9 protein-coding genes are annotated in these 12,700 nt (G+C 39.2%); 8 read left to right on the top strand and 1 reads right to left on the bottom strand.

Translation table 11 applies throughout. The features are described 5' to 3' along the window. Positions 1-639: 639 nt before the first annotated feature. Positions 640-1,977: an MFS transporter gene (locus KH286_RS05590; protein ID WP_278473160.1), complete on the bottom strand. Its 1,338-nt coding sequence runs from the start codon at positions 1,975-1,977 to the stop codon at positions 640-642. Positions 1,978-2,335: 358 nt separating this feature from the next. On the opposite strand from KH286_RS05590, the gene KH286_RS05585 reads away from it, so the two are divergent. The 8 genes from KH286_RS05585 to KH286_RS05550 all read left to right on the top strand — a co-directional run bounded on the left by KH286_RS05585 (position 2,336) and on the right by KH286_RS05550 (position 12,553). Further along, positions 2,336-3,022, top strand: a complete 687-nt coding sequence (locus KH286_RS05585; RefSeq protein WP_012863813.1) for a Crp/Fnr family transcriptional regulator — start codon at positions 2,336-2,338, stop codon at positions 3,020-3,022. Positions 3,023-3,093: 71 nt separating this feature from the next. Beyond that, the gene (locus KH286_RS05580; protein WP_120055686.1) at positions 3,094-6,771 is read left to right on the top strand and encodes a nitrate reductase subunit alpha; all 3,678 of its coding nucleotides are present in this window, start codon (positions 3,094-3,096) and stop codon (positions 6,769-6,771) included. After that, positions 6,761-8,194, top strand: a complete 1,434-nt coding sequence (gene narH / locus KH286_RS05575) for a nitrate reductase subunit beta (protein ID WP_012863815.1) — start codon at positions 6,761-6,763, stop codon at positions 8,192-8,194. The genes KH286_RS05580 and narH overlap by 11 nt, the downstream gene beginning before the upstream one ends. Next, the gene (narJ, locus tag KH286_RS05570) at positions 8,187-8,711 is read left to right on the top strand and encodes a nitrate reductase molybdenum cofactor assembly chaperone (protein WP_004697895.1); all 525 of its coding nucleotides are present in this window, start codon (positions 8,187-8,189) and stop codon (positions 8,709-8,711) included. Before narH ends, narJ begins: the two co-directional genes overlap by 8 nt. Further along, on the top strand, positions 8,708-9,379 hold the full coding sequence (gene narI, locus KH286_RS05565) for a respiratory nitrate reductase subunit gamma (RefSeq protein ID WP_227037651.1): 672 nt from the start codon (positions 8,708-8,710) through the stop codon (positions 9,377-9,379). The genes narJ and narI overlap by 4 nt, the downstream gene beginning before the upstream one ends. Before the next feature lie 323 nt (positions 9,380-9,702). Then, the gene (locus KH286_RS05560; protein ID WP_278451949.1) at positions 9,703-10,305 is read left to right on the top strand and encodes a hypothetical protein; all 603 of its coding nucleotides are present in this window, start codon (positions 9,703-9,705) and stop codon (positions 10,303-10,305) included. Positions 10,306-10,556: 251 nt separating this feature from the next. Beyond that, positions 10,557-11,828, top strand: a complete 1,272-nt coding sequence (locus KH286_RS05555; RefSeq protein WP_278451948.1) for a putative porin — start codon at positions 10,557-10,559, stop codon at positions 11,826-11,828. Between the two features lie 119 nt (positions 11,829-11,947). Further along, positions 11,948-12,553 (top strand): hypothetical protein, encoded by a 606-nt coding sequence (locus KH286_RS05550; RefSeq protein ID WP_060919371.1) that lies wholly within the window; start codon positions 11,948-11,950, stop codon positions 12,551-12,553. Positions 12,554-12,700 lie beyond the last annotated feature (147 nt).

Genomic DNA, 12,700 nt, shown 5'->3' with positions numbered 1-12,700 from the left:
GGCTTGAACGTAGTGAAAGCCAGCGCCTTTAGACGCTGGTCTAGTACTACGGGCTTATAGCCCGTGAGCAAACCACCCGTTTTACGGGTGGTTCTGATTATTTAATTCATATATATCGATAAATAACTGCTTATTGTATCGTATATTTGTTCAATTTATAATGTTGTTAAGGTAGTCGGCGAGGTTGGGCCTCTCTTCGTTATAGAAGGGGGTGAGCTTATGAGTGACTTTGAACTTATTACAGTTATTACTGGAATCTTGACGCTAGTCATTTCCTTTGGAGCACTTATAGCGCTTATTTGCCTCACAAAAAGCAAATAGCCCTCCGTTACCAAGTGTAATTAGATAAACAGAAAGGCCATTTCCTAGATAATTAGTTTTTGAGATGCGCCTGACGTTCCTACTCGTCTGACTATCTATTTATATTATAGAGATAAAGGTATATATCGTCAAATTAGAATGAATGGACTGCTAAAAGAGAACCCCGCATCTATCCGACTTACGAGGTCAAGGCCCTAGGCCGCAGACCTGATAAGTATGGAGGAGAGATGCGGGGTTTCTTTTATCACTTAGTTAAGAAAAGTGAATTATATTTTGTTGTACCGTTGAGTGAACGTAAATTTTCTGTTTCCCAGAAAATTATACATTCATATTTGCGCTTTTACGCACATAGAACCAGTAGCATACTGCTACAGTTACGATGTTGAAGGCTAATAGTACAGCAAAGGCTGGATGGATATTACCAAATGTGGAATATACAAAGCCGAAGATTTTAGGTGTAATAAAGGCACCGTATGCAGCTACGGCAGCTACGAAGCCAGTGATTAAAGAGGATAATAGCGGATTGCCAAATACGTGTGGAATCATACGGAATGTTGCACCTGTTGCGAAACCACAGCTTACGAAGGTCAACACGGACATAGCAAAGAAGAATGGGAAGTTGTGCATATCTACGCCAACTGCAATTAGCGCTGTTGTTACACATAGACCGAGAAGGCTTACAAAGGTAACTTTTGTACCGCTGTTAATTTTGTCTGCTAACCAACCACCTACAGGACGAAGTGCACCTGATACAAGTGGACCTACGAATGCGATAGAAGCAAATGGTACTTCTGGGAATTCTTTACCTACTAATAGACCAAGTGCTGCTGCATAACCAGAGAAAGCACCGAAGGAACATGTATAAAGTAATGTAAGAGCCCAAGTGTGTTTGTTACCAAAGATTTGTACTAGATTTTTAGGATTTGGTTTTTCTAGAGGTAAGTTATCCATGAAACGTGTCATCAATGCAAGGATAACTACAAGAGGTACAACCCACATGAAAGCAGCATTAGCTAGATATACTGCGTTGCCCTTAATAATTGCTGGCGTTACGCCAAATACACTACCTAAAGCGGCAGATCCCATAGCAAATGGAGCTAGGAAGTAGATTACAGAAATACCAAGATTACCAACGCCGCCGTTGATACCAAGAGCAGTACCTTTTTCGGATTTAGGGAAGAAGTTGCCAATGTACGCCATGGAGGACGAGAAGTTGCCGCCCGCTAAACCGATAAGGGCAGTCAAAATCATGAATGTCGTATAAGAAGTTGTTGTATCTTGAACGGCAAAGCCGAGCCATACAACAGGAACTAATAAAATAAGTGTGGAAATAAATGTCCAGTTTTTACCACCGATTAAGGCTGGCATGTAGGTATATACAAAACGTAATGTAGCACCTACAAGGCCTGGCAATGCAGCTAAGGTAAATAATTGATCGGTTGTGAAATTAAAGCCTGCGCCGTTGAGTTGCGCTGCAATGGTTGCCCATAAATACCATACACAGAATGAAAGGGTTAATGCAATTGTGGATATAACCAAGTTTTGTTTAGCAATTTTTTTACCAAACTTTTCCCAAAATTCCGGATTCTCCGGTTGCCAATTAGCCACGATTTCGCTGCGGCTTGCACCTACTTGAGGCATTTTTAGTTCGTTCATTTTGAACTTCTCCTTACTGTAACAACTATACACGTAGACAAGAAAAATATATAAGATTATATATAATATATATATATAATAGTAAAATCTAAAGAATTTCCATAGAAAGCATTCGATTTACTTACAAAACTGCGTTATAATTATTGTAGCATTAATATTTTTCAATGTCTTACATCACAGATATATTATATAGTGTAATTTTTTTTGTGAATGTGATGTAAAACACACATATTCTGAAATTAATAAGTTATAATAATCATATATATACGAAAAAGTATATAGTATACGTACTTTTACTATAAATAGATTAGTATAACTAATGGATTTTGTTATAAAAGTACTGTGGAGTGATAATGGTATGGATCAAAAATTAATTAACCAATTGCTTGCTTTGCCGGGTGAGGAACTACATCTTAAAAAAGGTGATTTTCTCTTCCGTGAGGGGGACAAGGCAGAATACTTTTACGTAGTAGTAAAAGGTAGAATGAGCATTAAGAAGTTCGAAGCTAGCGGGCACATTTTTGCGTTGCGTTTAGTAGGGCCGAATAATGTAATTGGTGAGGTTCCGTTGTATGAGGAGAACACTAGAACATATGTGTTCAACGCCATTGCTCGGGAGGATTGCTCTGTTTATTGTATACGCTATGATGTGTTGGAAGGGGCTATTGCAAAAGACCATTCATTGGCTATTGCAATGATGAAAATCTACACTTTACATATGCGTCGTCAACAGGCAAAATACCGGGACTTGCTACTTTACGGCAAGAAGGGAGCATTCTATTCTACCTTGTTGCGCTTAGCCAATAGTTATGGTGTAAAGCGCGAGGATGGTATCTTTATTGATATTGCCCTAACAAATCAAGAATTGGCTGAGTTTGCTGCCACATCAAGAGAAAGTTTAAATCGCATGTTAAGTGAGTTACGTAAGTTAGGCTATGTAGCCTATGACAAACACCATCTAGTAATCTGTGATTTTGACGCTTTAATCGGATTACTTGATTTAGAGGTTGATAGTATTGACCCTAATATTAGTAATATCGAATAACAGGATTTTCTCCCTTGTGTTAGCACATCTAGCACAAGGGATTTTTTTGTAGTTTTGAAGGAGGACATGAGATGAGCTTGTTGTCTCAAAAGTTTAAGTTTCTTCGCAAGAAGGAAGTATCTCCAAACGGCCATCAAATCACAGAAGATGGAGGTCGTGAATGGGAAAATTATTATCGTGACCGTTGGTCTTACGATAAAGTTGTCCGCACAACGCATGGCGTAAACTGTACTGGTTCTTGTAGCTGGAATATTTATGTCAAAAACGGTGTTGTAGCCTGGGAAAATCAAGCAATTGACTACCCTGAAACACCAGATGATATGCCAGATTATGAACCACGTGGGTGCCCTCGTGGTGCAACATTCTCTTGGTATCTTTATAGCCCTTTGCGCGTAAAATATCCTTATGTACGTGGCGAATTGGTCGAGCTTTGGAGAGAAGCGAAGAAGCATGCTAAGAATCCAATCGAAGCTTGGAAATCTATCGTAGAAGATCCTGAAAAAGCGAAAAAATATAAGTCAGCCCGTGGTATGGGTGGCTTTGTGCGCTCCACATGGGATGAAGCAACAGAAATTACTGCAGCATCCTTACTATATACAGCAAAAACATATGGCCCTGACCGCAACGCAGGCTTCTCTGTAATTCCTGCGATGTCCATGTTGTCCTATGCAGCAGGGGCTCGTTTCCTTAACTTGATGGGTGGCACACCATTGTCCTTCTATGACTGGTATGCCGATTTGCCACCTTCCAGCCCTCAAGTTTGGGGTGAACAAACTGATACACCTGAATCTGGTGACTGGTATAATGCTGGTTACATCATGACGTGGGGTTCTAACGTACCGTTGACCCGTACGCCAGATGCTCACTTCTTGACAGAGGTTCGTTATAAAGGTACTAAAGTAGTATCCGTGTCTCCTGACTATGCGGAATCTACAACTTCTTCCGATGCATGGCTCAATGTAAAAGCTGGTACCGATGCGGCTCTTGCAATGGCAATGGGTCACGTTATCCTAAAAGAATATTACATCGACAAAGAAACTCCATACTTCAAAGAGTATGCAAAAGAGTTCACAGATATGCCATTCCTTGTACGCGTTGAAGATATCAACGGCACAGTTCAACCAGGCCGTTTCTTGAATGCTAAGGACTTAGGTCGCCAAGAGGAAGGCGCTGACTTCCAAATGGTATTGATTGATGAATTAACAAATGAAATCGTTGTACCTAATGGTACAATGGGTGAACGTCACACGAACCCACAAAAATGGAATTTACGACTTGAAAATCGCGACACAGGAGCTAAAATTGATCCTCGCTTATCCGTGTTTGATCAACGGGAAGATGTGACGATTGTTAAATTGCCGTACTTTGGTGATGAAGAGCACGAAGGTGTTATTGAACGTGCTATTCCTACTATTACGGTACAAACTGCAGATGGTCCTGTGAAAGTAACTACAGTGTATGACCTCATTCTTGCTAACTACGGTATTGACCGTGGTATCGGTGGTGAAGTGGCTACAAGCTATACTGATGACACTCCATACACACCTACATGGCAAGAAAAAATCACTGGCGTAAAAGCGGACATTGCTATTGCTACAGCACGTGAATTTGCAGATAATGCTGAAAAAACGAAAGGTCGTTCCATGATTATCATGGGCGGTGGTATCAACCACTGGTACCATGCCGATGTTATTTACCGTACTATTTTGAACCTTATCATGTTCTGTGGTACAGAAGGCGTTAACGGCGGTGGTTGGGCCCACTACGTAGGTCAAGAAAAGCTTCGTCCTGTTGAAGGTTGGGGTGGTATCATGACTGCCAATGACTGGAGTAAGGCTCCTCGTTTGCAAAATGGTACATCTTGGTTCTACTTTGCTACAGAACAATATCGTTCTGACTGCATCGACTTGGCAGACCGCGTATCTAAATTGGCTAAACCTCGCTATCGTCATCCTGGGGATTACAACGTCTTAGCAGCTCGTTTAGGTTGGTTGCCATCCTATCCTACTTTCAATAAAGGTAGCCAAGAATTGATTAATGATGCTCGTGCAGCCGGTGCTAGTACAGAAGCGGAAATCAACCAATATGTGGCACAAGCCTTGAAAAATAAAGATTTACAATTCTGTGTAGAGGATCCAGCAGCTAAAGAAAACCATCCACGTAACTTGTTTGTATGGCGTGCGAACCTTATCGGTTCTTCTTCTAAAGGCCACGAATACTTCTTGAAACATTTATTAGGCACAAAAAATGCCGTATTGGAAGATGATGATGCTCCTACACGCCCAGAAGAAATTAAATGGCGTGAAGCAGATGGTGCGGGTAAGCTTGATCTCTTAATTGATATCGACTTCCGTATGGCGTCTACAGGTTTATATTCTGATATCGTGTTCCCCGCAGCTACATGGTATGAAAAAGAAGACTTGTCTTCTACGGACATGCATCCATATGTACATGTATTCCAAGCAGCTGTTGATTGCGCATGGGAAACTAAATCCGACTGGGATACATTCCGCACTCTTGCAGAAACAGTATCTCGCGTAGCAAAAGAATCTGGCTTTACAGAATATGAAGATATTGTAGCTACTCCACTTGGCCATGATAGCCCAGGCGAAGTAGCGCAACCAGAAGGTAAAGTTCTTGATTGGAGTAAAGGCGAATGTGAACCAATCCCTGGTAAAACAATGCCGAACCTCGTTCATGTAAAACGCGATTACAGTCAAATCTTTGAAAAATACATTGCTTTAGGACCTAATATCGAAAATAAAATGGGTGCTCACGGTTTGGCGTGGGATGTATCTGACGAATATCAAACATTGTATGGTCAAAATGGTACGATTGATAATCCAGACTTCATTTCTCATGGCCGTCCAAGCATTTACGAATGTAAGGAAGCTTGTAATGTTGTATTAACATTATCTTCTTGTACAAATGGTAAATTAGCGGTTCGTTCTTGGAAAGCGATGGAAGAAAAAACAGGTCTTTCTGGGCTTGAAAAGAATGCAAAAGGTCGCGAACAAGAAAAGATTACTTTCGATGACATGGTTCGTCAACCACGCTTTATCATTAGCTCTGTAACAAGTACAGGTAAGAACGATAAAAACCGTCGTTATTCCCCATTTACAACATCTACAGAAGATAAGGTACCATTCCGTACTGTAACAGGTCGTCAATCGTTCTATTGTGATCATGAAATGATGCGCGACTATGGCGAAGCTATGGCATTGTACAAACCTGTATTGTCATATAAACCAGTACAAGGTGATTATAAACAAGAAGGTATTCCAGAAATTACGTTGAAATACTTAACACCACATAATAAGTGGTCTACACATAGTATGTACTTTGATAGCCAACAAATGTTAACATTATTCCGCGGAGGCCAAACAATTTGGCTTAACGAAGATGATGCAGCAGAAATTGGTGTTCAAGATAATGACTGGGTAGAAGCTTTCAATAAAAATGGTGTAGTTGCAGCTCGTGCAGTTGTATCTCCACGTATTCCTCGTGGCATTTCTTATATGCATCACTCCCAAGACCGTCACATCAACGTTCCTGGTACGCAAGTTAAGAAAGATCGTCGTGGTGGTACACACAATGCGCCAACACATATTCACATGAAGCCGACACACATGATCGGCGGTTATGGTCAATTGAGCTATGGCTTTAACTACTATGGCCCAACTGGTAACCAACGTGATATGACAATTGTGGCTCGTAAATTGAAGGAGGTGGATTGGCTTGAAGATTAAAGCTCAAGTATCCATGGTCCTAAATTTGGACAAGTGTTTAGGCTGTCATACATGCTCTATTACTTGTAAAAATACATGGACGAACCGCGAAGGCGCGGAATATATGTACTTTAATAACGTGGAAACCCGCCCTGGCGTAGGTTACCCACGTAATTGGGAAAACCAAGAAAAATGGAAGGGTGGCTGGACTCTCGATAAAAGCGGTAATTTGGCGCTTTCCACAGGTTCTAAAGGTTCTCGATTGATGAAGTTGTTCTATCATCCAGAACAACCAGAAATTACGGATTACTTTGAACCTTGGACATACGATTATGAAACATTGATTCATACCGGTCGTAAAAATAATCAACCTGTAGCACGTCCTCGTTCTTTGTTAACAAAGCAAAAAATGGAAGTAACATGGGGCCCTAACTGGGATGATGATTTGGCTGGTGGTCATCATGCACGGGAAGATGTGAACTTGGCTAAGATGGGTGATGATATCGTATTTGACTACGAAGAAGTATTCATGCGTTATTTACCACGTCTTTGTAACCACTGTTTGAATCCTGCATGTGTAGCAGCATGCCCATCCGGTGCTATCTACAAGCGTGATGAAGATGGTGTTGTACTTGTTTCTCAAGATGTATGCCGCGGTTGGAGACATTGCGTTCCATCTTGCCCATACAAAAAAATCTTCTATAACTGGGAAACAAATAAAGCTGAAAAATGTGTATTCTGTTACCCTCGTTTGGAAAATGGTCTGCCTCAAATATGCGCTGAAACATGTGTAGGTCGTATGCGCTATGTTGGTGTAGTCTTATACGATATGGACAAAGTTCAAGAAATGGCAGCTACGAAGGATGAACAAGACATCTACCAAAATACAGTAGATTTAATCTTGGATCCTAATGATCCAGAGGTTATTAAAGCCGCTCGCGAAGCAGGTATCTCTGAAGCATTCTTGAAAGCAGCTAAAAAATCTCCTGTTTACAAGCTTGTAAAAGAATGGGGCGTTGCATTGCCATTGCATCCAGAGTATCGCACATTGCCAATGGTTTGGTATGTGCCACCGCTCAGCCCAATTTTACAACGTGTTACATCTGATGTATACTTGCCAGATGCACATGAAATGCGCGTGCCTGTACAATACTTAGCTAATATGTTTACTGCTGGTAATACAGATATTTTAGCTCGTGTATTACAACGCATTCTCGATATGCGTGAATACATGCGTCGCCGTGAAACAGGTGATGAAGCAATCGCTCATGAAGTAGATCTTACAGAAGAGCAAATGTATGCTATGTACAAATTGTTAGCCTTGTCTAAATATAATGATCGTTTTGTTATCCCATCCGATGTTAATGTATCTCGCGAAGGTCGCTTAGAAATGCAACACAATCGTGGTTTTGCATGCCCGACAGGGGGTTGCCATAATGGATGATGCACAAAAAATAGCTCTCATTGCTTCTTTTTTGCTTCGGTATCCAGATGAATCTTGGTACAATGAACTTGGTGAATGGAAAGAGGATACTCGCTCTGTTGAGCATCCTCAACTTCGCCAAGGATTGTTAGAGTTCTTTGATTACATTGAAGAAACGGATCGTAAGGCCTTTGAAGACCAATACGTACGTATCTTTGACTTCAGTCGTAATACAACAATGTACTTATCAACTTATGAATTGCAAGGTACAGGGGAACAAGCAGAGGAACTCGTTAAATATAAAGCCTTCTTCCTAGAAAATGGCTATGATTTACCAAAGGAGATGCCTGACTATATTCCAGCTATTCTAGAGTTATGCGCTGTTATCGAACCTGAAAAGGCTCGTGAAGTATATGATTATTGTAAACCAAAGCTAGAATATATTAGGGATCGATTGATCGAAGCAAAACTGACCTATGCATTCTTATTTGATATCATATTGTCGGTTGCAAATGGATTGGAGGACGGTGCACGATGAATCTATTTTTATGGGGCGCTTTGCCATATATTGCGTTTACCTTCTTAATCGTAGGCACACTTGTTCGTTTCTTCTACTTTGAAAGAAACTGGACTACAAAATCAAGTGAATTTTTAGAGAAAAAACAATTGCGTATTGCCAATCCATTGTTTCACTTTGGTTTGCTATGCGTTATCGGCGGTCACGTAGTAGGTGTATTAGTACCTAAAGCTTGGACTGCAGCTATGGGTATCAATGACCATATGTACCATGAAGGTGCATTATATATGGGTGCTGTAGCGGGTATCATTTTCATCGTTGGTTTCTTGCTCTTGATGAAACGTCGCTTTACTGTACCTGCTATGAAAGTAAATACATCTGGCCTTGATAAATGGTTATATTTATTCTTAACATTAGCTATCTTTAGTGGTATGGCTGGTACATTGCTTAATGCATCTGGCTTCTTTGATTACCGTGTATCCATCGGTCCATGGTTCCGTAGCTTACTATCCTTTATGCCTGATCCATCCTTGATGGAAGGCGTACCATTCATGTTTAAATTCCACATGTTGGCATGGATGGTGGTTGCTATTATTTTCCCATTCAGCCGTTTGGTACACTGCTTGAGTGTTCCACTCAACTACTTAACACGTCCGTTCATCGTATATCGTAAACGGGATCAAAAATAATTAGGATGATGATTAATTTGTATGCCTATATATAATAGGATTCATTAATCTATGGCCCCTTGTAGTGGTGAAAGCATATGCTCACAACTATGAGGGGCTTTTATTTACCGATTCTATATTAGTAGATTACAATGTATTCTCTGTAGAGAAGAAATTTATTCATTGTAATAAGCTTAGAATGACTATAATAGGTATTTTAATTTAGAATTATTCTTATAATATATACTATGTATCTAATATAAGTAATCTACAAAATTCGATTTAAATGATAAACTATATCGTATAGATTGAATTTTTTAGGTATTATTTTCGAGAGGTATATGATGAATCAAGTTGAAACAAAACAGAAAAAAAGTATTTACCATATCTTTGTATGGATTGCTATTTTCTCCTTAGTTATGATCGGTTTATTAGAGTGGGGCTACATGGCCGGTGGTCGTGCCTTTGGTAATTATAAAGTGTATACGGGTCTTGTGCCATGGTGTGTATGGATCATCATGACCTATTTAGCGACTCGCCCTAAATGGTTTACAAGTCGCTATAATTTAGGTGACATGTATAAGGTACACCGTGCATTAGGTATTGCCACTGTAGCTGTTATTGCATTCCATTTATATCTCTATTTTGGTAAAGCGGCTAAATCCATCCTTGGTTGGTGGGGCGGATATGTGGCTCTTACCTCCTTTGGTATTGCTACAATCTCTGGCCTTGCGTTCTTAACTCCAAAACTTAGAAAGGTTACACCATCTGGTCGTAATGTAGGTATTTGGTTACATCGATTAAATCTTGTAGCACTTGTTGCTGCAGATATCCATATTCATGGTTTTAATCGTATTTCTAAAATGGTACCATTCTTACAAGTGTTTGATATCATTACATACGGTCTCGTTCTTTACTGCATTTACTTGATATTTAAAAAGAAATAATATGAATTACTAGAATCCCTTCTGTATCATGCAGAAGGGATTTTTCGTTACATTTATAGTTTCTAGTAAATTAACATAGGATATTATCAGTTTGAGTCATAAATGATTATGAGATTGATATACATTTTCTCTTTACTCATATAATGAAAATTGTTATTATCTGTATGTTAAACATGATAATGATAATTAGGTTCACAGATTCATTATCTATTCATTTTTATTCTTGTTATTTTTATTGTGTGAGGTTTAGTATGATTAAACGTAAAATGACCAGTGCTTTTGCAGTGGCTGCCATGATGGGTGTGGCTACAGCTTTTGCTGTTAACCCATTTTCTGATGTTCCTTCTGATAGTTGGGCTTATCAAGCAGTAGATCAATTGGCTACAGCTGGTATTATCAATGGATATCCTGATGGTACTTTCAAAGGGCAAAATAATATTACGCGTTATGAAATGGCTCAAATGATTGCGAAAGGTATGGCTAATCAAGATCGGGCAAATGCGGAACAACAAGCTATGTTAAATCGCTTGGCGGATGAATTTTCCAATGAATTGAATACACTTGGTGTGCGTGTAGCTAAATTGGAAGACCGCGTAGGCAATGTAAAAGTTACTGGTGATGCTCGTATCAATTACATCGGTAAAGAGGGTGGCGATGGTTATAATTACGAAGATAAGATCACAGCTCGTGTACGTCTAGGTCTCGACGCAAAGGTTAATAAAAATACCTCTGTCAAAGCACGTATTACATCAGGTTCTATTGAGCTAGGTGATAGCTCTAAAGAGGCACAAGCTAATTGGGATTTGGCATACGTAGAACACAAATTCGGTAAAAATGTTGTGGTCGATGCGGGTCGCTATACTCAAAAATTTGGTGGTGGCTTGATTTATAGCTCTAACTTTGATGGGGTAGGCGCTACAGCTAAGCTTGGTGATAAAGTTACATTAAATGGCGCTTATGGTTACATGACAGCAGGTCGTTTTGCTAAGACTAGTAAAGCTGATAATGGTGATGTAGGTCTTATCAATGCTAATGTAGCTGTTAATGATCGCTTTGGTTTTGGTGGTATGTTTGCTCATGTAGGTACAACGAATGTACGTATGGGTAATGGAAAGAAAAATAACGAATTCGATAATATATATGGATTTAATGCTAAGTATAATATTGGTAAATTCGGTATTGATGGCGAGTGGGTAAAAGCATCTGGCTTGAGTGATTCCGATATTTGGAACGTTGGCGTTAAATGGGGCGACTATAAAATTAATAAGAAGAACTCTTGGACTATCCGATTAGATTACTTTGATCAAGCTAAGAATGCACCTGTATTTAAAACACAAAAATATGAATCTAATGATTTATTAAAGAAAACACGGTATGAAGGCTATAAAGCATGGCAATTAGGTGCATCCTACGCACCAGAGAAAAATATCGGCATTAATGCATACTACGGTTTCAATGCTAAGACACAAGAGGGTAATCGCGTAAATGATTACTATCGTGCGGATCTTAACTTTAAATTCTAATTTAATCAGTAATTAGTTCTAAGTAGAATGCTATAGGGTGAGAGTGTTTTATTAGCATGCTACATTAGGCCAAACTAGATGTATACTTGTAGATTGTATAAGACATAGAGAGGTTTATTATGGCAGAAGTTGTAAAAAAACAGTTTAAGAGTAAATACCATATTTTAATTTGGATTGCAGTTTTATCCTTAATATTTATGGGGATGGTGGAATATGGTTATGTAACAGGTGGTAGACCATTCGGCAATTGGAAGGTTCATTTAGGCCTTATTCCTTATGTGGCATGGCTTGTATTAACATACATTGCAACAAAACCAAAATGGTTTATCAAACGATACAATCCAAAAGAAATGTTTGAAATTCATCGCATCGTAGGTATTGTTAGTGTGGTTCTCGTATGTGCACACTGGTATGTATACTTCTTGAAAGCTTTGAAATCCTTCTTAGGCTTCTGGGGTGGTTATATCTCCCTTGTGGCTATGTTTATTGCTCTTATCTTTGCGGTATTATACTTAACACCTTGGGTAGGGAATATGGCAAAATCTGTATCTCGTAAAAAAGCAATCTGGATTCATCGCTTGAATCTAATTGCTATTATTGCGGCAAATATCCATGTTCATGGATTTGGACGTTTATCTAAAATGGTGCCATTCTTACCTGTGTTTGATGTAGTGACTTATGCGCTTGTTATTTACTATATTTATTGGATGTTCAAACAAAAATAATATATCGTAGGCATCTCTTTCTTTGGTAAAAGTAGGAGAATCACACGATAAAAAAGACCATCGCTGACCCTTATGGGTATAAGCGATGGTCTTTTTAGGTTGTTTGCGATACAATAGAATTATAAGTATATATTCTATGGATTTATG

It is taken from the genome of Veillonella parvula (genome assembly GCF_018378075.1).
In the GTDB taxonomy this organism is placed as follows: Bacteria; Bacillota; Negativicutes; order Veillonellales; family Veillonellaceae; genus Veillonella; species Veillonella parvula_K.
This window is presented reverse-complemented; position numbering and strand designations above follow the sequence as displayed.

Excerpts from the sequence above, each read along its gene's own strand:
- KH286_RS05590 (WP_278473160.1), bottom strand. The coding sequence starts at position 1,977 with ATGAACGAACTAAAAATGCCTCAAGTAGGTGCAAGCCGCAGCGAAATC.
- KH286_RS05585 (WP_012863813.1), top strand. The coding sequence starts at position 2,336 with ATGGATCAAAAATTAATTAACCAATTGCTTGCTTTGCCGGGTGAGGAA.
- KH286_RS05580 (WP_120055686.1), top strand. The coding sequence starts at position 3,094 with ATGAGCTTGTTGTCTCAAAAGTTTAAGTTTCTTCGCAAGAAGGAAGTA.
- narJ (WP_004697895.1), top strand. The coding sequence starts at position 8,187 with ATGGATGATGCACAAAAAATAGCTCTCATTGCTTCTTTTTTGCTTCGG.
- narI (WP_227037651.1), top strand. The coding sequence starts at position 8,708 with ATGAATCTATTTTTATGGGGCGCTTTGCCATATATTGCGTTTACCTTC.
- KH286_RS05560 (WP_278451949.1), top strand. The coding sequence starts at position 9,703 with ATGAATCAAGTTGAAACAAAACAGAAAAAAAGTATTTACCATATCTTT.
- KH286_RS05555 (WP_278451948.1), top strand. The coding sequence starts at position 10,557 with ATGATTAAACGTAAAATGACCAGTGCTTTTGCAGTGGCTGCCATGATG.
- KH286_RS05550 (WP_060919371.1), top strand. The coding sequence starts at position 11,948 with ATGGCAGAAGTTGTAAAAAAACAGTTTAAGAGTAAATACCATATTTTA.